Source organism: Streptomyces sp. NPDC052107 (assembly GCF_040680215.1).
Lineage (GTDB): Bacteria > Actinomycetota > Actinomycetes > Streptomycetales > Streptomycetaceae > Streptomyces.
In genome coordinates this window covers 46,080-64,975 of sequence record NZ_JBFAWG010000040.1, presented here as the reverse complement: position 1 = coordinate 64,975, position 18,896 = coordinate 46,080, and the positions used below count along the sequence as shown (strand labels likewise).

Here is an 18,896-nt window from a genome sequence, read left to right as displayed (position 1 = left end):
CCGACGGATACATGTCCGCGAACATCTGAGCCGGAAACAGCGCACCGCGATGCTCGGCCAGGAACGCGAACACACTCCCCACCGGAATCAACTCCTGGCAGGTCTCCCACACATCCGGCCCGACCGTCTCCCCGGCCCATTCTCCCATCACCACGAAAACGAGTCTGGCCCCGCCGCTCACGCGGCGGGGCCAGAACCCCAAGATCTTCATAAGACTTCTAGTCGGTATCGTCCAGCTTTGGGTTGAGGTTGATGACCTGTCCGTCCCTGCCGTCGTGTCCTCTTCTGCCGTTGCGTCCCCACCTGCCGGGATGACCGTCCTGGCCGTGCCGGCCCGTTGGGCCTCTCGGGCCGGCGGGACCGGCCTCACCGGAGGGACCGGAGGGACCGGGCGGGCCGGGCGGGCCCTGCTTGACGCCGTCCCCCTGGAGGTCGATGCGTCGTGATTGGATTGCGTCGAGCTGCTGCTGGTGGGCGACGAGCGCAGCTGACTGCGCGGCGAGCGCGATGGTCAGCAGTGCGCCGAGCAGAAGGCGGCGCTGCGGGCCACGCAACGCCTCGTTTACGCTTCTCACATCATTCCTCACGCTGTGTGACGACGGCGAGCACGTAGAGCGTATTCACTTACTCAAGGCGCGACTTCATGGCCTGACCGGAGCGGGCGCACCGGGGGCACCGACCTGTCCCGAGCAAGCGTCCGCAACTGCGATGGTTTCATCGGGCCTTGCAAGCCTGCGGCCGAGGATCTAGCTCGACGCCGGCGCCGGCGGGGCGACAGCGTCCTTCCCGTCCTTCCCGTCCTTCCCTTCCCTCCCGTCCCTCCCGTCCCTCCCGTCCTGCCCGTCTGTCCCGTCCTTGCCTACCGGACCGATGGGACCGGCAGGACCGCGAGGACCCGAGGGGCCGGACGGACCGGAGGGACCGGGCACGAGGCGTTGGTCCTGGAAGTCGATGGGCTGTGTCTGCAGATCGTCGATCTGCACTTGCTGGGCGACGAGCACGGCTGACTGCGCGACGAGCGCGACGGTCAGCACTGCGCCGAGCACATGGTTGCGCCGCGGGCTGCGCAGCGCTTCAATCACGCTTCTCACATTTATCCTCACGCTGAGTGACGGCGAAAGTGTAAGTGACGGAGACTTTGCGGTGGTGGATCTCCCCGTCGAGTGTCTGTCCGAGCCCGGCCTCGAATGCCACGCGCACACGCCGCCCGGCGGCCTGACGCGGACCGGATCAGTACTCTTTTCTGCAGGTCAGAGGTGAGCGGCACACCGGGGCGACCAACGGCGAGGGCCGCTCCACCGACTCGCCGACGAGTCCCACGGCAAGGCAATGACGTCATCAACGTGGGCGAACACAAAGTGTTGCGCGCCAGTTAGAAATGATCAGCTCACCGGGGCGATCTCGTCGACCAGTCCGCGAACGCGCCTCGCGATCTCGTCGCGGATCGGGCGGACGGCTTCGACTCCCTGCCCCGCGGGGTCGGGGAGCTCCCAGTCGAGGTAACGCTTCCCGGGGAAGACGGGGCAGGTGTCGCCGCAGCCCATCGTGATCACGACGTCGGACGCCTGGACCGCCTCCACGGTGAGCACCTTGGGCACCTCGGCCGAGATGTCGATGCCGGTCTCGGCCATGGCCGAGGCGACAGCGGGGTTGACGCTGGCGGCCGGTGCGGAGCCGGCGGAGCGCACCTGGACGCGGTCGCCTGCCAGGTGAGTGAGAAAGGCGGCGGCCATCTGTGAGCGCCCGGCGTTGTGGACGCAGACGAAGAGGACGGAGGGGCGCTGGTCGGCAGTGGTCATGGCGGGGTCTTTCCGGGAGCGGCGGGTCAGGAGCCCGCGGGGGCGGCGAGTTCGGGGGCGCCCTGGACGGGCACCGGGTCGGGGTCGGTCTGCGCCGGCCCAGGGCGCGCGAACACGGAGGCCACAAGTCCGAGGCCGACTACGGCACCGGTGATCTGTGCCGCGATGAACGGGCCGACCGAGGCAGGGGCGATGCCGGCGAAGGTGTCGGTGAAGGCGCGGCCGATGGTGACGGCCGGGTTGGCGAACGACGTGGAGGACGTGAACCAGTAGGCCGCACCGATGTAGGACGCCACGGCCATCGGCGCGAAGCGGGCCCGGCCCGTGCGTCCGAGCCCGAGGATGAGCAGAACCAGCCCCGCGGTGGCGACGAGTTCACCGAGCCACAGGTGGCCCGCGGAACGGTCATGGGTGGACCAGTGCACCAGGGGCTCGGCGAACATGCCGTCGGCCAGGACGGCGCCGCCGATCGCCCCGGCCGTCTGCGCGGGGAGGTACGCGGCGACGTCCCGAAGGGTCGGCCCGTCGGGGGTGCGCCGGTCGGTGAACCAGGCCGCGAGTGTGACGACGGGGTTGAAGTGCGCGCCGGAGACCGGGCCGAACAGCGCGATGAGCACGCCCAGGCCGAACACGGTGGCCAGGGAGTTGGCGAGCAGCTGCACGCCGACGTCATGGGTCAGCTCGGTGGCCTGGATGCCGGAGCCGACCACCACCGCGACCAGGGCGGCCGACCCCACCGCTTCGGCGAGGGCCCGGCGCCCGAGTGAGGCGCTCACGCGGTCGTCCCGGCCTTCTGGGCGGTGGTCAGGAACGCGGAGAGCCGGTCCAGGGCACCGGGCAGCACCCAGTAGTAGACCCACGTGCCCCGGCGCTCGCAGTCGATCAGACCCGCCTGTCGGAGCAGCTTGAGGTGATGGGAGATCGTCGGCTGGGACAGGTCGAAGGCCGGCGTCAGGTCACACACGCAGACCTCGCCGCCCGCCCGGGAGGCGATCAGCGACAGCAGGCGCAGCCGTACGGGATCACCCAGCGCCTTGAACACCTTCGCCAGCTCTACGGCCTGGTCCTCGTCCAGGGGAGCGGTCAGCAGCCCGGGGCAGCACACTGCGGACTCGTCGGTACGACCGAGCACCACCAGCTCTTGATTCGACATGCCTCTATATTGACAGCCTTCGATTCAGGAGCGCAATCTTGCATCCTGAATCGACAGGCATCAATGCAACTCGATGGGAGCCCTGCCATGTCCCGCGCTCAGCTCGCCCTGCGTGTCAGCGACCTGGAAGCATCGATCACCTTCTACTCGAAGCTGTTCGGCACCGAACCGGCCAAGCGGCGCGAGGGATACGCCAACTTCGCCATTGCCGAGCCCCCGCTCAAGCTCGTTCTGATCGAGGGCGCGTCCGGCGAGGACACCCGCCTCGACCATCTCGGCGTCGAGGTCGACTCCACCGACCAGGTCAATGCCGCCACCTCCCGGCTCAAGCACGCCGGCCTGGCCACCTTCGAGGAGAACGACACCTCCTGCTGCTACGCCCTCCAGGACAAGGTCTGGGTCCACGGCCCCGGCAAGGAGCCGTGGGAGGTGTACGTGGTCAAGGCCGACGCCGACACCCTCGACAAGAACGCCGGCCCCGACGCCCCCGGCGACGGCTGCTGCACCTCCCAGGCCGCCGAACCGGCCTCCGCGTCGGCCGGTTGCGACTGCGGCTGAACCGGCAGTTCGCGAGCATCCGCCGGCGTCCCCTCCGCACTCGTCTCGTTCGCCGCCGTTCACCGGTGCGGAATCCGGACGTGACCTTCCCGACCACGACCTCGGCCTGAGTCAGGCACGCCAGAACTTCGAACTCGGCGCGTGGGCCGGCTTCACTCGTCGCCATGAGGGGCGGGTGCGGCGTTCGTCCACACCGTGTGGAAAGCCAGCCGCAGGCACCCCGCGAGGGCCGGGTGTTCGATGAAGAGGGTGGTGGTGGAGTCGGCGCCGGCCACGGGGTCGGGCATGTCGCACAGGACGAGGGACGCGTCGGCGATGACCAGTTTCAGGGGCAGTTCGGGGGCGAAACGTGCCTCCTCCCCTGCCGCGGCGAAGCGCCGTACGTGGTCCACCGTCTCGGGGTCGTCCAGGGAGTCGTCGAGGTAGATCGCGCGGACGGTGCCGCCTGAGCGGTGAAGCCGGTGGACCACCGCCAGGCCGTCCGCGTTCTCGGTCGGGGCGACGAACGGGGGTTTGCAGAAGGTGAGCAGTTCGTGCCGTGCCTGCCGCTGGATGTCGGCGAAGCGTTCGGCGATCGCCTTCGGGTCGCGCAGGATCTCGATGTAGTCCAGCGGGTCCGTGTGGTCCCGGCCCTGGGACCAGAGGGGCTGGAGGATGCCGGCCAAGTCCTGCGAGACCCGCTCCAGTCGGTCGACGGACTCCCGTTGCGCGGTCATCAGACGGGCGAGGGCCAGCTCGGGCGTGACGGCGGAGTACGTGGCCACCCGACCGGGGTGAGTGGTGGCCAGGTGCCGCCGTACGAGGGCGTCCAGCACGTCGTACACGCGTTGGCGCGGTACGTCGGCCTCCCGGGCCACCTCGGCGGCGGTGTAAGAACCACGCCTGATGAGGGTCAGGTAGACCCGTGCCTCGTACCGGGCCAGGCCCAGTGACATCAGGTCTTTGATGGTCCCGTCCTCAAGCTCCATGGCTGCACAACGTACCCGGCGCGGCCGGGGAGTTGGGTACAAGTTTTTTACCGACCGGCCCTGTTCTCTTCGGCAAATTGTCCATAGCCTCGTGTGTAGCCACCACTGACCGGGGTGGCAGCATCAGCAGGATGCCCGACAGACAGTCGGCCCCCATCGGCCACCCCCAGCGGAAAGCGGTTGTCATGGACATGACCATCCATGCCCGACCCGATCCGGCCGTCGGTGCGGAGCCGCCATCCATCCCCCCACGGAGGGCAGTTCATTGCAGTCTCATCGCAGAAGGAACCCGATACGCCGCGGCGCGCCCGCGCTCCTGTCCGCAGCAGCTCTGATCACCGGCGGCCTGGCGGTCGCCACCCAGTCGGCGGCCTTCGCCTCCTCCACCACCACCGCATCGCCCGGCACAGCCACCGCCTCGTCCACCACCTCCGCCGTACACACCCGGCAGCTGTGTTCTGAGCCCAGCAAGCCCGGCTACATGGCCTGCCAGGCGGTCGTCCGCACCGACCTGACACCGCGGAAGTCCCTCGGTCGGCACGACACCCCCAAGGGCTTCGGACCCGCCGATCTGCAGGCCGCCTACAACCTCCCCAAGGACGGCGGCAAGGGCACCACCGTCGCCATCGTCGACGCGAACGACGACCCGAACGCCGAGAAGGACCTGGCGGCCTACCGGTCCCAGTACGGCCTGCCGGAGTGCAGCACGAGCAACGGCTGCTTCAAGAAGATCGACCAGGACGGCGGCACCAACTACCCGGCTCCCGACGCCGGTTGGGCCGGTGAGATCTCCCTCGACGTCGACATGGTCAGCGCGGCCTGCCCGCAGTGCCACATCCTGCTCGTCGAGGCCAGGTCCGCCAGCATGGACGACCTCGGCGCGGCCGTGAACCAGGCGGTCAAGCAGGGCGCCAAGTACGTCTCCAACAGCTACGGCGGCAGCGAGGAGGCCGCCGACACCTCCGCAGACGACAAGTACTTCAAGCACCCCGGCGTCGCCATCACCGTCAGCTCCGGCGACAGCGGCTACGGCACCGAGTACCCGGCCGCCTCGCAGTACGTGACGGCGGTCGGCGGCACCTCGCTCAAGAAGGACAGCAGCACCCGCGGCTGGTCCGAGTCCGTGTGGGGCGCCTCCGCCGGCGGCGACGGAGCGGGCTCGGGCTGCTCGCAATTCGACGCCAAGCCGTCCTGGCAGAAGGACACCGGCTGCGCCAAGCGCGCCGTCGCCGACGTCGCGGCCGTCGCCGACCCGGCCACCGGTCTCGCCGTCTACGACACCTACCAGGCCAGCGGCTGGAACGTGTACGGCGGCACCAGCGCCTCCGCGCCGTTCGTCGCCGGCGTCTACGCCCTCGCGGGCACCCCGGGCTCCGGTGACGTCCCGGCGTCCTACCCCTACGCCCACCCGGACAAGCTGAACGACGTCACCGACGGCTCCAACGGGTCCTGCGGCACCTACCTGTGCAAGGCGGGCAAGGGCTACGACGGGCCGACGGGTCTCGGCACCCCGAACGGCGTCGCCGCCTTCACCAAGTAACAGAGCGAACCGAACAGATCACTTCGCCCCGCCGGTCGTCCGGCGGGGCGAAGTGCCGTCAGTGCCGTCAATGACACTTGTGCGGGCGGCACTTGGTGGGGGCCGGTGACCGGCCCGGCCTGGGGGCGGCTGTGGCGGTCGGCCGCTTGCCCGGCCCGTCGGCGTGTCTGTGGGTCGGGGTGGGCTTGGGCGACGGGACGCCGGGCTCGTTGCTGCCGGGGCCCAGGGACGCCGGGGTGGGGAACGGGAGGTCGGGCAGGCCGGACAGGGCGTCGCGCATGTACCGGGTCCAGATCTCGGTTGGGATGTCCCCGCCGAACACCTTCTGCAGGCCGCCGACGCCGGCCAGGGACTGCAGCTGCGGGTGGGCCGGATCCTCCTTGAACAGCACGACCGACGTGGCGAGTTGGCGGGTGTAGCCGATGAACCAGGCCGAGCGGTAGTCGTCGGTGGTTCCGGTCTTGCCCGCCGCCGTACGGCCGAGGGCCTGGGCCTTGGTGCCGGTGCCCCGGGCGATGACGCCCCTGAGGACGTCGGTCACGTTGTCGGCGACCGCCGCCGGCAGGGCCCGTACCGGGGCGGGGGCGGTGAAGCCGGGCAGCACGGAACCGTTGTGGGTCACCCTGGCCACCGAGTACGGGGTGGCCTGCATCCCGGAGGCGGCGAAGGTCGCGTAGGCGCCCGCCATGCGGATGGCGCTCGGCGTGGAGGTGCCGATGTAGAAGCCGGCGCTGGGCGCGGCGAGGCTCTGCGGGCGCAGGCCCATGGTCTTCGCCGTGCGGGCCACGTCGTCGTGGCCGACGTCCTCGCCCAGCTGCACGTACGGCGTGTTGACCGACTGTTCCATCGCCGTGCGCAGGGAGATGTACCCCCAGCGGTGCGTGGTGTCGTTGTGCTGGTGGAGGAGGCCGGTGGGGTCCTTGTCGTCGGTGACGTAGTTGCCCTGCTGGTCCTTGATCTGGATGCCGTCGTCGCCGTCGAACTTGCTGCCCGGGGTGATCGGTGCCGGGGGCGTGCCGGGTTTCAGGACGGCCCCGTACTGGAGCGCGGAGGCGAGGACGACGGGTTTGAACGTGGACCCCACCGGGACGCCGGAGGTGTCGGCGTTGTCCGAGTAGTGGGCCTGCTGGTAGCCGGGGCCGCCGTAGACGGCCAGGATCCGGCCGGTCGCCGGGTCCACCGAGGCGGCGCCGACCTGGACGTTCCGGTCGGCGGTCCGGTGGGCGGGGTCGAGGCGTTCCGTGCGCACCTTCGCCACGGCCTTGGCCAGCTCCGCCGTCCTCTTGCGGTCGAAGGTGGTGTGGATCTGGTACCCGCCCCGGCTCAGGCCGCTGTCGGTGATGCCGGGGTCGTGTGCCTGGACGTACGACCGGGCCAGCTGGACCAGATAGCCGGTCTGGCCGGTGAGCCCGGATCCGGGAGCCCACTTTCTGGGCGCAGGGAAGCCGGCCGCCGCGAGGCGGGCGCGCTGCTGCTGCGTCAGCTTGCCGGTCTTGACCATCCGGTCGAGCACCCAGGACCAGCGGGCCTGCGCCCGGGCCCGGGCCGTGGGGTCGGTGTCCGCGTACTGGATGAGGCTCGGCTCGTTGACCGCGGCGGCGAGGAACGCGCCCTGGCTCACGGTGAGCTTCTCGACCGGGAGGCCGTAATACACGCGGGCCGCGGCCTGGATGCCGTTGGCCTGCCGGCCGAAGTAGCAGGTGTTCAGGTAGCCCTGGAGGATCCGCTGCTTGCTCATGCTCGCGCCGATCTTGGCGGAGATCAGCACTTCCTTGAACTTGCGGGAGAGCGTCTGCGACTGGTCGAGGTAGGTGTTCTTGACGAACTGCTGGGTGATCGTCGAACCGGACTGGACGTTGCCGCCCTCGGCCATGTGCACGAGGGCGCGCGCGATGCCCTGCGGGTCGATGCCCGGGTCGGTGTAGAAGGAGGCGTTCTCGGCGGCGATGAAGTCCCCCTGCACGTCGGCGGGGACCTGTGCCAGGGTGACGTTCTCCCGGTTGACGCTGCCGTCGGTCGCCAGCACGCTGCCGTCGGACCAGTAGTAGACGTTGTTCTGGAGCAGCGCCTTGGGGTTCGGGTCCGGAATGGTGATCGTGGCGTAGGCGTACCCGACCGCCGCGGCCACTCCGCCGACGCAGAACAGGAACGACGCCAGCACCTGACGCCACGACGGCAGCCAGCGGCGCGGGCCGGTGCGGCCCGCTCTGGGATAGTCGATCCAACGTTTCCGCACGTCGGTACGGCGCCGCCTGCCGCGGCCGACCGCCGCACGACTGCCGGAGCTGCCGCGCTGCGGCGGTCGGCGCCGGGTTCCGCTCATGGGCTCGGATCACTTTCCTCTCAGTACCACTGGGTGGTGTCGCGGGGGACGGGCTGCCGGTGGCCGGCCTGGGGCGCGGGCACAGGCGCGGGCCGGGGAGGCCCCCCGTACGGTTCCGGCTGCGCGGCACCCCAGTACGGGTCCGGCTGCGCGGCACCCCCGTACGGGTCCGCCGTGGTGTGGTCGTACGGGTCCGGCTGCGCGGCACCCCAGTACGGGTCCGGCTGCGCGGCACCCCCGTACGGTTCCGCCGTGGTGTGGTCGTCTCCGGAGGGTCCCGGGAGGTCCGTGCCCGGCGGAGCCTGCAGGCTGCCGTAGCGCTCCATGCGCTGCCAGCGCAGGCGAGAGCCGGACACTGCGGTGAAGACGGACTGGATCACCACCAGGTACATCAGCTGCCGGTAGACGAACTGCTGGAGCGGCAGGCTCCACAGCGGGCCGGGGCGTTCGCCGTCCAGACGGAAGGCGTACAGGCCCATGCCGAGTTGCAGCAGCAGGAAGGCCAGCCACAGGCCGGCGATCCGGAGCGGGTCGAGGAAGACCAGGCCGTACAGGGCGAAGATGTCCACGACCGGGGCGAGCAGCGGCAGCAGGACCTGGAAGAGGAAGAGGTAGACCAGGCCCCGGCGGCCCAGTTTGCCGGCGGCGCCGCGCTGCACCAGCGCGCCGCGGTGCTTCCACATCGCCTGCAGGGTGCCGTAGCACCAGCGGTAGCGCTGCCGCCACAGGGCGTTCAGGGACGCGGGTGCCTCGGTCCAGGCCACCGCGCCCTCCTCGTACACCACGCGCCAGCCGTCGCGGCACAGCGCCATGGTGAGGTCGGTGTCCTCGGCGAGGGTGACGTCGCTGACGCCGCCGAGGTCCAGCAGGGCCCGGCGGCGGAAGGCGCCGACCGCGCCCGGCACGGTCGGCATGCACTCGGCGAGGTCGAACAGCCGGCGGTCGAGGTTGAAGCCGACCACGTACTCGATGTGCTGCCAACGACCCAGCAGACCACCGCGGTTGACGACCTTGGCGTTGCCCGAGACGGCACCCACCCGGGGATCGGCGAAGGGCTGCACGATCGTGCGGACGGCGTCGGGTTCGAAGACCGTGTCACCGTCGACCATGACCACCAGCTCGCAGGAGGCCGCGGCGAGCCCGGTGTTGAGCGCGGCCGGTTTGCCCGCGTTCTCCTGCCGGATCACCCGCACCTTCGGCAGCCGGAGCGACTCCACCAGGTCCGCGGTGCCGTCGCTGGAGCCGTCGTCCACCACGATGACCTCCACCGGGTGGTCCGAGGCGACCAGGGACCGCACGGCCGCCTCGATCCCCGCGCTCTCGTTGTACGCGGGGACGATGACGCTGACCGGTTCCGTCACCGGCGGCCCCCAGGAGCGGCCCCGGCGCCCCGTCCGCAGCTTTCGGTGCCGGCGGGCCGCGATGAGCACGACCGCCGCGCGCAGCACGCTGATCACTCCCGCCGCGTACATCAGCACGCCCAGCAGCCATACGGCCCAGTCGCCGGCCTTCAGCACCGCGATGAGGGCCATGCCCTGGAGGTGGTCGCCGAGGCCGGCGCGCTGGACGGGGCCGGCCATGCCGACCGCCGCGCCGACCGTCGCGAACCGGAAGCCCTGTGCCTTGAGCCGCGGGATCAGGGTGTTCAGGGCGGCGACGGTCTGGGAGCGGTCACCGCCGCCGTCGTGCATCAGCAGGATCTGCCCGGCGTGGCCGTGCGGGGTCGCGTTCGCGAGGACGCGGGCGGTGCCGGGTCGCTGCCAGTCCTCGGCGTCCTGGGTGGAGAGCACCGTGACATAGCCCGCCTGGTCGGCCTGCTTCAGGACGGACCAGTCGGCGTCGTCCAGCGCGGCGTTCTTCGAGGAGTACGGCGGCCTCAGCAGTGCGGTGGTGACCCCGGCCGCGCCGGCCACCGCGAGCTGTGTCTCGCGCAGTTCGAGGGAACGCTGCCACGGGGCGAGGCGGGCCAGGTCGGGGTGCGTGAAGGTGTGGATGCCGATCTGGTGGCCGTCGGCGACCATCCGGCGGACCAGGTCCGGGTGGTCGACGACCTCGGTGCCGACGACGAAGAAGGTCGCGTGCACGTGGTTGCGGCGCAGCACGTCGAGGATGCGCGGCGTCCAGACGGGGTCGGGGCCGTCGTCGAAGGTGAGGGCGACGGTGCGGTCCTCGACCTGGACGGTGTGCGGGGAGCCGGCGGCGTTCGCGATCACCGGGCCGCCGTGGGTCACCCGGCCGGGCACCGCGTCACTGTGGCCGCGGGCACCGGCCACGTCGTCCTGGCTGATCCCGAACATGTGGTGGGTGTAGCCCTGCAGCAGGAGGGCCGTCGACAGGGTCACCGCGAGCATGCTCAGCAGGAGCCAGTGGGTGCGCGGCGTGATCTGGCGGATGCGGTCGCGTCGGCGGACAGGGGCCTTGCGGCGGGTGGGGGCGGTACGGCGTCGGCGGTCGGTCACGTCGGGCCCTGGATCACTTGGCGGGCTTGTGGGACGTGCCGAGGGCGCGGCCCTTCGACGACGGGGCGGGGGCCGAGGTGGAGGTCGGAGCAGTGGTCCCGGCGGGCGCCGCGGCGGGCCCGGCCGTGGCCGCGGGGGCGGTCGGCGCCGCCGTCCGGCCGGACGTCTTCTGCGCTGTGGGCCGGGGGTCGGCGTGCACCGCGGCGGGGTGCGTACCCCCCGCCGGGCGGCCGGTGCCGGAAGGAGAGCCGGGGGTGCTCACGCCGGGCTTGGCCGGGTGCGTGGCGTCCGGCTGCGGGACGAACGGGGCGCTGACGCTCGGACCGCCCAGCAGCGTGCTGACCAGCAGGGCGACATAACCGCCGGCGGGGATCATCAGCAGCCGGGCGGCGCGCAGCACGCGGCGCTGGCGTTGCCCCGAGGAGTCCACGAAGACGGGCCGCTCCGGCTCGCTCGCCGATGTGCCCGGCTCCCTGTCCCGGTCCGGTTCCGTCCCCCAGTTCGGTTCCGTCCCCCGGTTCGGTTCCGACCAGCCCGGTTCCGGCACGAAAGGGACCGGTTGCACGAAAGGGATGGGCTGTGTGCCGGTCTCCGGGCCCGGGGACGGCACGGTGCGGACGTCACCGTACGCGGCGTCCCAGACCGTCGGCTGCGGGTACGGCCACTGCGCCTGGTGCGCGGCGTCGTACGACAGCGTGGCCGTGTCGGTGAAGGCGCCGCCGCCCTCGTGACCGTGGGCATACGCGTACCCGGCACCGCCGTACGGCTCCTCGCCGTACGTTCCGCCGCTTTCGTCCGTCCACCGCACGAGTCGTGTCCCCTGTCCTGGCCGACCGACACGGTCGTCCGCATGGACAGAGCGCGGCGGCCCGGAACTGTTACACCTCAGTCCTCAGCAGCCGCTCCTCACTCCTCGGGCTCCTCGGGCTCCTCGGCTCCTCGGGCAGCCACTTCACCACCGCGTCCCCGCGCTCGGCCGTGTGCGTGTAGAACGCCGTCAGTTCCTGGTGCGCCGCCGCGAACGCGCTCCATGTCTGGGGCTCCGCTCGCACGCCGCCGTAGCGCGGCAGCAGCGCGTCCCGGGCGAAGCGCCACAGGGCGTCGAAGTCGGCCATCGCCAGGAACCCGGACACCCGGCGGGTCTGGGCCGCCGTCAGCACCAGCAGCGGTGGCCTGTGCCGGTCGACGCGGAACACCGGCCGGCCCCCGAGCACCACCTGGGTCTGGGGCCGGTCCTGGGCAAGGGGGTGCGGGGAAGCGCCGGCGTAGATGCGCTCCTGGTCCCGGTAGCGGCGGACGGTCTCCGAGTCGCCCTCGAAAAGCCGTTCCAGCCAGGTCGAGCTGTTGCGCAGTGCCGGCGGCGGCACCGCTCGCAGACGGAGGTACGCGCTCATGCCACAAGGAGCGCGCGGGGGCACCGAAGCATCACGCTGCCGTACCGGACCGGGTGCCGGACCGGCCGCAACCGGTGCGGGGCACGCGAGGAGACCGGTGCGGGGCACGCAGGGCGGCCGGGACCCTGTGCAGTGGTCTGGGCCCTGGCCGCCCCATCCCTCTCCGTGCCGCCCAAGGGGGGAGTCGCGGACGACACGGAGAGGGGTCCGGGGCGGGCTGCGGCACCGGCGCGGGCGAGCGGCCGGGCCCGCGCGGTCCCTCACCCGGCACTCCCCCAGCGCACGGCCCGCGGCATACGTCACCGGGCCACGAACCGCCGGTGAGCGGTGACTGTGTGAGGGACTCCTGGTGCGTTGTGACATTTCTGTGGGCGCAGACGCTGGTCACTGTGGGGCCGTCGATGCGTCCGGAACGCGACGAACGGCATGAAATCGCTGTGAACCGGCGCGAACGAGGACAATCTTGGGCCAGGTACGGCAACCCCGGCGCGTACAGGCGTACGACGGGGAACTCGGCGCGGCGGTCGCACGGGCCCAGGAAGGCGACGAGGCCGCCTTCGCGGTCGCCTACCGGTTCGTGCAGCCGGGTCTGCTCGGGTATCTGCACGGCATCGTCGGCGACGACGCCGAGGACGTGGCCGCCGACGCCTGGCTGGAGGTGGCCCGCGACCTCGGGCGGTTCAAGGGCGACGGCGCCGGTTTCCGCGGCTGGACCGCGACCATCGCCCGGCACCGGGCGCTGGACCATCTGCGCCGCCAGCGGGTGCGGCCCCAGGCGGGCGGGACCGAGCAGGACGTGCTGGACCTGCCCGGCCCGCACAGCACCCATGAGCAGGCCCTGGAGTCCCTCTCCACCGAGCGGGCCCTGGAACTGGTCCGCGGGCTGCCCCGGGACCAGGCCGAGGCCGTGCTCCTGCGGGTCGTGGTCGGCCTCGACGGCCCCGCCGCCGCACGCGTCCTCGGCAAGCGCCCAGGAGCGGTGCGCACAGCGGCCCACCGAGGCCTCAAACGCCTCGCGCGCCAGCTCGGCATCGGCGGCGAGGCGGAGACGGGTGTGACGGATGAGGCCTCCCGAACGCTGGGGGAGTCGACATGAACGACTCCTGCGACAGCGGCCGACGGACAGGTGCCGGGCCCGGTGCACCGCACCACCCGGTGCACCGAAGGAATCGAAACGGCCGGACAGGAACCGACGGGAACGGAAAACGGACATGGGTGAACGGCTGAGCGGCGACGGAGTCAAGGGCCGTCGACGTGTGCGGCCCGGCGCCGTGTCCGGCGCGCCGGGTACGGCTGAGGCCGCCGCGCTGGAGACGGCGCTGGCCGCCGTCCTGCGCACCGGCGAACTCGACCCCCGGGCCGAGCAGCGGGCCGTGGCCGCGTTCCGGGACGCTCGCGCCACGGCCGTGCACCGCGCACGGACCCGGCGGCGGGACGACTGGCGGCCGGCCGCGGAGCGGCGGGCCCGGCGCCCGTTGAAGATGACGTTCGGCGCGGTGTTCGCCAGCCTCGCCCTGGGTGGAGTCGCCGTCGCGGCCATCGGTTCCGCCGGCTCGTCGACGGGCGGCACCAACGCCGGCCCGCGCACCGCGCACCCGTCGGCTCTCGCCCCGGAGCGTCCGGGCGGTGCGGCGTCGTCGGCTCCCTCCGACGGCAACCGGCCGGCGGACCGCCCGCCGTCCGCCAAGGACACCGAGGCTCACTGCCGTGCCTACGAGCAGGTCGAGAGCCGGGGCAAGGCGCTCGACGCGACGGCATGGCGACGGCTCGTCACGGCGGCCGGCGGCAAGGACAAGGTCGCCGCGTACTGCTCCGAGCAGCTGAGGCGGGCGACCGCCACGCCGGGCAAGCCGGCCGACACGGCCAAGTCCGGCGAAAACGCCGGGGACAACGGCACGAGGGGCCGGACCGGCACATCCGGCACCACCGCGTCCGGCGGCAACTCCGGCGGCACGGACAACACGGCCGGGAACGGCCAGGCGGGCGACGGCCGGAGCGGCGGGAAGCACTAGCCGGTTCACGTCGGTGCGGACGGCCCCGGGGCGCCAGGCTCGCGAAGAGGGCGTCCAGCGGCCGTCGGCACGTTGCGCAGGGTGTGGCGCAGCGCCCCCGCCAGAAGGCGCCTGTTCCCAGGCCCCGGAGGCGTTCCCCAAAGGCAGACGGGGGTGGCGGCGGGTGCGGTGGGGAGTCAGGCCTGGGCCGTGGCCGGCGCGGTCGCGCGGGCCGGCTCCGGTACGACGCGGCGGCGCCGGGCCGGCATCCCGAACATCGGGTTGGCGACGCTCCACGCCGCGCCCTTGCAGACCAGCTCCTTGTAGACGGCGGCGGTCCGTCCCGTAAGGGCCGCCCGGACGGCGCGGTCGTCGGCGGTGACGTACTGGATCAGGCCTTCCCTGCGGCCCAGCGAGATGCACTGGTTGAAGTAGCGGATCGGCACGTTCGGGAGCTTCCCGCCGGTCAGTCGGGCCACGATGGCGTCGGCGGCCTGCCACGCGGTGAAGCCGCCCGAGGCGCACGACATCCGCAGCGGCTTGTCGCCGGGGCCCATCGCCATGGCCGCGTCGCCGATGGCGTACACGTCCGGGTGCGAGACCGAGCGCATAGTCCGGTCGACCACGATCTGGCCGGTGCCGGTGACCTCCAGGGTGGTGGCCCGCGCGATCGGGTGTACGGCGAAGCCGGTGGTCCACACGGTGACCGCGGCCGGGATGGACGTGCCGTCGGCGGTGGTGACACGGCCGGCCTCGACGGCGGTGACGGCGGTGTGCTCGTGCGCGGTGATGCCGAGCTTGCCGAAGACCTTCCGCAGGTGCCTGCCGCCCTTCGGGGAGAGCCAGTCGCCGAGGCCGGCGCGGGCGACGAGGGCGACGTCGAGGTCCGGGCGGGCCTCGGCGATCTCGGTCGCGGCCTCCACGCCGGTGAGGCCGCCGCCGACCACGACCACGGGCCGTCCGGCGTCCAGGGCGGCCAGCCGTTCGCGCAGCCGGAGCGCTCCGGGGCGGCTCGCGATCTGCTCGGCGTGCTCGGCGGTGCCGGGGACGCCCTGGTCGTTCCAGCCGCTGCCGAGGGCGTACACGAGCGTGTCGTACGCCAGTTCCTCGGCTCCGTCCGCGCCGGTGACGGCGACGGTCCTGCGGTCGGCGTCGACACCGGCGACCCGCGCGAGCTTCAGTTCGACGCCGGTGCCCGCGAACATCTCGGCGAAGGGCCGGGGCTTGAGGGACTGGCCGACCGCGAGCTGGTGCATCCGGACGCGTTCCACGAAGTCGGTCTCGGCGTTGACGAGGGTGATGGCGACGTCTTCGGGGCGCAGCCGCCTGGCGAGGCGCCCGGCGGCGACGGCTCCGGTGTATCCCGCTCCGAGGACGATGATGCGGTGCTGCATTTCCCGGCTCCTGTCTGCTGCTGACTTCAGCCGCTGCCTTCAGCGGATTCGCCCCTTGAACCGGGCGGCCCGCCGATCCCTGACAGGAGTCGGGTGTGAACCAACTCACATTCGAATCAGAAGATGCTGAGCAGGGGTTCGCCGTGATCGGCGGCGGCCCACCGCCGGTTCACGCGCTCCAGCTTGTCGGGGTTGACCTGGTTGCGGAACGCGGCGATGCCCTCGCCGGTGATCTCCAGGCACATGACGCCGATGACCCGGCCGTCGACGACCGCGACCAGGGCGGGGTCGCCGTTGGCGGTCGTGACGTACACCTCGGACGAGCCGCCGACCAGGCGGCGCTTGGCCTCGCTGGGTTTGAACAGGCCGCGCATGAACTTCGCGACCGCGAGGGCGCCCTCGAACGCCCTGGCGCGGGCCGGGACCTTCCCGCCGCCGTCACCGATCGCGGTGGCGTCCTGGGTGAGCAGCCGTACCAGCGGCTCGGTCTTCCCGCTGGTGGCGGCGGCGAGGAACTCCTCGACGATCCGCCGGGCGGCGGCCCGGTCGATCTCGGCGCGGGCCCTGCCCTCGGCGACGTGCTTCCTGGCGCGGTGGAAGATCTGCTGGCTGGCGGCCTCGGTGAGGTCGAGGATCTCGGCGATCTCCCGGTGCGGATAGCCGAAGGCCTCCCGCAGCACGTACACAGCCCGCTCGTTGGGGGAGAGCCGCTCCAGCAGGACGAGGACCGCGTACGACACCGACTCGCGCTGTTCGGCGGTGTCGGCCGGGCCGAGCATCGGGTCCCCGGCGAGCAGCGGCTCGGGAAGCCACTGGCCCACATAGGTCTCGCGCCGCGCGCGGGCCGAGGCCAGCTGGTTGAGGCACAGGTTGGTGAGCACCTTCGTCAGCCAGGCCTCGGGGACCTCGACCCGCCCGACGTCGGCGGCCTGCCAGCGCAGAAACGTCTCCTGCACGGCGTCCTCGGCCTCGCTCGCGGAGCCCAGCAGCCGGTAGGCGATGGCCTCCAGCCGGGGCCTGGACGCCTCGAACCGGTCCACGTCGCTCATGGTCAGGGCCATGCCCGGGATCCTAGCCCGCGCGCCGCGGGAGGGCCGCCGCATTACGGCCGCCGGATCCCTGCGCAACCCCCGGGTCAGGGACGACCCGGGGGTTGCGGACCGCGAACCGTCTCGCCGGCTAGCGGGCGGTGTGCGCGTCGCGTGCGGGCAGGTGCTGCCTGTCGGGGACCACGGTGGGGTCGGGCACCGGCCGGGCGCCGGCGGCGGCGGACGGTGTCGAAGAGAACGTGGACCGCGCCGTGGCCGTCGCGGGCAGGTCGCCGTTCGCCGCCCATTGGGTGGTCGTCCAGGCGCTGCTCGCTGCGATCGCCGAGGCGATGGCGGTGCGGTTGGCCGTCGGGTACGACGTGTTGCCGCCGAAGGTCTGCACCACCCAGATGCTGGCGGCCTCCTGGCCCAGGTAGTACGAGGCCGGTGCCGAGAGCGTGGACTCGGCCGACCAGAGCATCGGGCCGTACGTGGCCGTGGCGGCGCCGCCCGCGACCGCGTTCTGCCAGGTCCAGGTGTCCTCTACGACGGCCTGCGTCGGTGCGGTCCACCAGAAGCGGGCCAGGTTGGCGGCGACGTCCTCATGGGTCTTGCCGCCGATCGTCCAGAAGCTCCACGACTTGTTCAGCGTCACGTGCTCCATCGCCTGGGTGGCGTTGTAGCCGACCGTGACCATGTTCGTGGTCGTCGGGTTCAGGGCGTTCAGGTAGTTCTTCACCGAGGTGGGGACCGTCTTGCCGTTCGTCAGCAGGACCACGCCGGTGCCGTGGTAGCCCAGCGCGCCGGCGGCCGTGGAGGCGGCGATCGGGTCGTGGTAGTCGTTGCCGTCGGCGACGAAGATCCAGCTCGGGGTCGCGCTGATCTGCTTGGCGACCCGGGCCGACAGCGAGGACAGGTCGGGGGCGTCGAGACGCAGCGGCTTGTAGCCGAGCGCCTGGACCTGGCTCGCCACCTTGGAACCGAGAATGCGCGTGCTGCCGTTGAGGTAGACGGTGCTGCCCTTGGGAAGCGAGCGCTTGAGTTCCTGGGCGGCGGCGGAGTCCAGTCCGCTGCCGGAGGTCATCAGGACCGGGGCCTGCTTCTCGGCGGCCAGCGCGATCGCCGGGGCCGAGTAGGTGGCGTTGCCCTTGTTGACCAGCACCGCGGACTTGGCCGTGATCAGGCCCGGTATGTGCGTTCCGCCCACGGTGTCGAACGTCCACCGGGAGGCGGCGGCGTCGATGCCGGTGGTGCCGGTGCCGTAGACCCGGACCAGGGTGTTCTTCCGCAGCGGCTGCCAGGCCGGCTTGGCGCCCTTGCCCGCGCCGGTGACCTCGGTCGTCGTACCGCTCGCCAGGTCGAGGATGCGCACCGTCTGCACGTCGTCGGACCAGCCGGCGTGCGAGCTGTGCGCCTCGTAGGCGATCCGTCCGCCGGCCGGGTCCCAGGTCGGGGACAGGTGGTCGGAGGCGTCGCTGGTGACCTGCTTGACGTCGCTGCCGTCGGCGTTCGCCGTGAACAGCTGGGTCCAGCCGTCCACTTCGCGCGTGAAGACCAGCTTGGTGCCGTCCGCCGAGAACACCGGCGAGGAACCCGAGGCGATGATGTTCTTCAACGCCTCGGTGGACGGGTTGTACGTCCAGATGCCCTGGCTGTCGTAGCAGCCGTAGTTGTGCCGCCGTTCGAAGGCCAGCGTGCCCGCCGGGCTCGCCGTCGGGTGGACGTCACAGACCGTCGAAGGCTCCTGGGTGTCCGTCAGCAGCGGCTCCGGCGCCCAGGACCCGTCCGAGGGCCCGTAGGCGAGCTGGCCGCCCGTGCTGAACACCACGTACCGGCCGTCCAGCCAGAACGCGGGGTCCTCGTACGACGCGCTGGAGCGCACCTTGGTGGCCCACGGCAGCGTGACGAGCGAGGTGGTGCCGGTGACCCGGCCGGTGGCCAGCTGGCTCCAGCCGGCCACGACCTTGCTGCCGTCCGGCGCCCAGTTCGGGGTGTAACCGTAGTTCGGGATGTTGGGCACGGAACGCAGTCCCGTCCCGTCGGCGTTGACGGTCGCCACCCCCGTGGAACCGCCGTACAGGCCGATCTGACCGGCCGTCACGTCATCCGTCGCGGCCTGCGCGCCCGGTGCCGTCGCACCGAGCAGGCCGGCCGCCAGTGAGGCGGCCGACGTGAGCGCCGCGAAATGGCGGCGCGTGCGAGATCTCAACTCGAAGCCCCCTGAAGAGTGCGTGCTTGTCCGCCGCGAGCGTCTCGGCCCCGCGCGTCCCGGGGGAACTCGTGCACGGA

General features: G+C 71.9%; 16 protein-coding genes. 4 read left to right on the top strand and 12 right to left on the bottom strand.

What is annotated here, in order from left to right:
• Nucleotides 1-218: 218 nt before the first annotated feature.
• The 4 genes from AB0M27_RS30925 to AB0M27_RS30910 all read right to left on the bottom strand — a co-directional run bounded on the left by AB0M27_RS30925 (nt 219) and on the right by AB0M27_RS30910 (nt 2,952).
• Nucleotides 219-575, bottom strand: a complete 357-nt coding sequence (locus AB0M27_RS30925; RefSeq protein WP_365726452.1) for a hypothetical protein — start codon at nt 573-575, stop codon at nt 219-221.
• 807 nt (nt 576-1,382) lie between these two features.
• Entirely contained in the window at nt 1,383-1,799 is a 417-nt protein-coding gene (locus AB0M27_RS30920) for an arsenate reductase ArsC (protein WP_365726450.1), read from the bottom strand.
• A gap of 26 nt (nt 1,800-1,825) precedes the next feature.
• A complete protein-coding gene (locus AB0M27_RS30915; RefSeq protein ID WP_365726448.1) occupies nt 1,826-2,575 on the bottom strand; it encodes an aquaporin in 750 nt (249 codons plus the stop codon).
• On the bottom strand, nt 2,572-2,952 hold the full coding sequence (locus AB0M27_RS30910) for a metalloregulator ArsR/SmtB family transcription factor (RefSeq protein ID WP_365726446.1): 381 nt from the start codon (nt 2,950-2,952) through the stop codon (nt 2,572-2,574). The genes AB0M27_RS30915 and AB0M27_RS30910 overlap by 4 nt, the downstream gene beginning before the upstream one ends.
• 87 nt (nt 2,953-3,039) lie before the next feature.
• On the opposite strand from AB0M27_RS30910, the gene AB0M27_RS30905 reads away from it, so the two are divergent.
• Entirely contained in the window at nt 3,040-3,510 is a 471-nt protein-coding gene (locus tag AB0M27_RS30905; protein ID WP_365726445.1) for an ArsI/CadI family heavy metal resistance metalloenzyme, read from the top strand.
• Between the two features lie 152 nt (nt 3,511-3,662).
• On the opposite strand, the gene AB0M27_RS30900 is transcribed toward AB0M27_RS30905, so the two are convergent.
• The gene (locus AB0M27_RS30900) at nt 3,663-4,478 is read right to left on the bottom strand and encodes a helix-turn-helix domain-containing protein (protein ID WP_365726444.1); all 816 of its coding nucleotides are present in this window, start codon (nt 4,476-4,478) and stop codon (nt 3,663-3,665) included.
• A gap of 265 nt (nt 4,479-4,743) precedes the next feature.
• On the opposite strand from AB0M27_RS30900, the gene AB0M27_RS30895 reads away from it, so the two are divergent.
• On the top strand, nt 4,744-6,018 hold the full coding sequence (locus AB0M27_RS30895) for a S53 family peptidase (protein ID WP_365726443.1): 1,275 nt from the start codon (nt 4,744-4,746) through the stop codon (nt 6,016-6,018).
• A 67-nt stretch (nt 6,019-6,085) separates the two neighbouring features.
• Here AB0M27_RS30895 and AB0M27_RS30890 read toward each other — a convergent pair whose 3' ends face one another.
• The 4 genes from AB0M27_RS30890 to AB0M27_RS30875 form a co-directional block, all read right to left on the bottom strand.
• The gene (locus AB0M27_RS30890) at nt 6,086-8,341 is read right to left on the bottom strand and encodes a transglycosylase domain-containing protein (protein WP_365726441.1); all 2,256 of its coding nucleotides are present in this window, start codon (nt 8,339-8,341) and stop codon (nt 6,086-6,088) included.
• A 20-nt stretch (nt 8,342-8,361) separates the two neighbouring features.
• Nucleotides 8,362-10,800 carry a bifunctional polysaccharide deacetylase/glycosyltransferase family 2 protein gene (locus AB0M27_RS30885; protein ID WP_365726440.1) on the bottom strand — a complete coding sequence of 813 codons (2,439 nt, stop codon included), beginning with the start codon at nt 10,798-10,800 and terminating at the stop codon, nt 8,362-8,364.
• Between the two features lie 13 nt (nt 10,801-10,813).
• A complete protein-coding gene (locus AB0M27_RS30880) occupies nt 10,814-11,608 on the bottom strand; it encodes a hypothetical protein (protein ID WP_365726438.1) in 795 nt (264 codons plus the stop codon).
• Nucleotides 11,609-11,678: 70 nt separating this feature from the next.
• The gene (locus tag AB0M27_RS30875; protein WP_365726437.1) at nt 11,679-12,194 is read right to left on the bottom strand and encodes a DUF1877 family protein; all 516 of its coding nucleotides are present in this window, start codon (nt 12,192-12,194) and stop codon (nt 11,679-11,681) included.
• A 463-nt stretch (nt 12,195-12,657) separates the two neighbouring features.
• On the opposite strand from AB0M27_RS30875, the gene AB0M27_RS30870 reads away from it, so the two are divergent.
• Complete coding sequence (locus AB0M27_RS30870) at nt 12,658-13,290, top strand: sigma-70 family RNA polymerase sigma factor (protein WP_365726435.1); 633 nt, start codon at nt 12,658-12,660, stop codon at nt 13,288-13,290.
• Nucleotides 13,291-13,405: 115 nt separating this feature from the next.
• The gene (locus AB0M27_RS30865; RefSeq protein WP_365726434.1) at nt 13,406-14,206 is read left to right on the top strand and encodes a hypothetical protein; all 801 of its coding nucleotides are present in this window, start codon (nt 13,406-13,408) and stop codon (nt 14,204-14,206) included.
• 176 nt (nt 14,207-14,382) lie between these two features.
• Here AB0M27_RS30865 and AB0M27_RS30860 read toward each other — a convergent pair whose 3' ends face one another.
• From AB0M27_RS30860 to AB0M27_RS30850, 3 genes are all read right to left on the bottom strand, one after another.
• Nucleotides 14,383-15,579: an FAD-dependent oxidoreductase gene (locus AB0M27_RS30860; protein WP_365726431.1), complete on the bottom strand. Its 1,197-nt coding sequence runs from the start codon at nt 15,577-15,579 to the stop codon at nt 14,383-14,385.
• 116 nt (nt 15,580-15,695) lie between these two features.
• Entirely contained in the window at nt 15,696-16,640 is a 945-nt protein-coding gene (locus AB0M27_RS30855; protein WP_365726429.1) for an RNA polymerase sigma-70 factor, read from the bottom strand.
• A gap of 118 nt (nt 16,641-16,758) precedes the next feature.
• Nucleotides 16,759-18,816, bottom strand: coding sequence for a cell wall-binding repeat-containing protein (locus AB0M27_RS30850; protein WP_365726428.1), 2,058 nt, complete (start codon nt 18,814-18,816; stop codon nt 16,759-16,761).
• Nucleotides 18,817-18,896 lie beyond the last annotated feature (80 nt).

What these genes read in the sequence shown, in the direction of transcription:
- AB0M27_RS30865 (WP_365726434.1), top strand. Translation starts at nt 13,406, where the DNA reads ATGGGTGAACGGCTGAGCGGCGACGGAGTCAAGGGCCGTCGACGTGTG.
- AB0M27_RS30860 (WP_365726431.1), bottom strand. Translation starts at nt 15,579, where the DNA reads ATGCAGCACCGCATCATCGTCCTCGGAGCGGGATACACCGGAGCCGTC.
- AB0M27_RS30905 (WP_365726445.1), top strand. Translation starts at nt 3,040, where the DNA reads ATGTCCCGCGCTCAGCTCGCCCTGCGTGTCAGCGACCTGGAAGCATCG.
- AB0M27_RS30875 (WP_365726437.1), bottom strand. Translation starts at nt 12,194, where the DNA reads ATGAGCGCGTACCTCCGTCTGCGAGCGGTGCCGCCGCCGGCACTGCGC.
- AB0M27_RS30890 (WP_365726441.1), bottom strand. Translation starts at nt 8,341, where the DNA reads ATGAGCGGAACCCGGCGCCGACCGCCGCAGCGCGGCAGCTCCGGCAGT.
- AB0M27_RS30910 (WP_365726446.1), bottom strand. Translation starts at nt 2,952, where the DNA reads ATGTCGAATCAAGAGCTGGTGGTGCTCGGTCGTACCGACGAGTCCGCA.
- AB0M27_RS30900 (WP_365726444.1), bottom strand. Translation starts at nt 4,478, where the DNA reads ATGGAGCTTGAGGACGGGACCATCAAAGACCTGATGTCACTGGGCCTG.
- AB0M27_RS30920 (WP_365726450.1), bottom strand. Translation starts at nt 1,799, where the DNA reads ATGACCACTGCCGACCAGCGCCCCTCCGTCCTCTTCGTCTGCGTCCAC.
- AB0M27_RS30855 (WP_365726429.1), bottom strand. Translation starts at nt 16,640, where the DNA reads ATGGCCCTGACCATGAGCGACGTGGACCGGTTCGAGGCGTCCAGGCCC.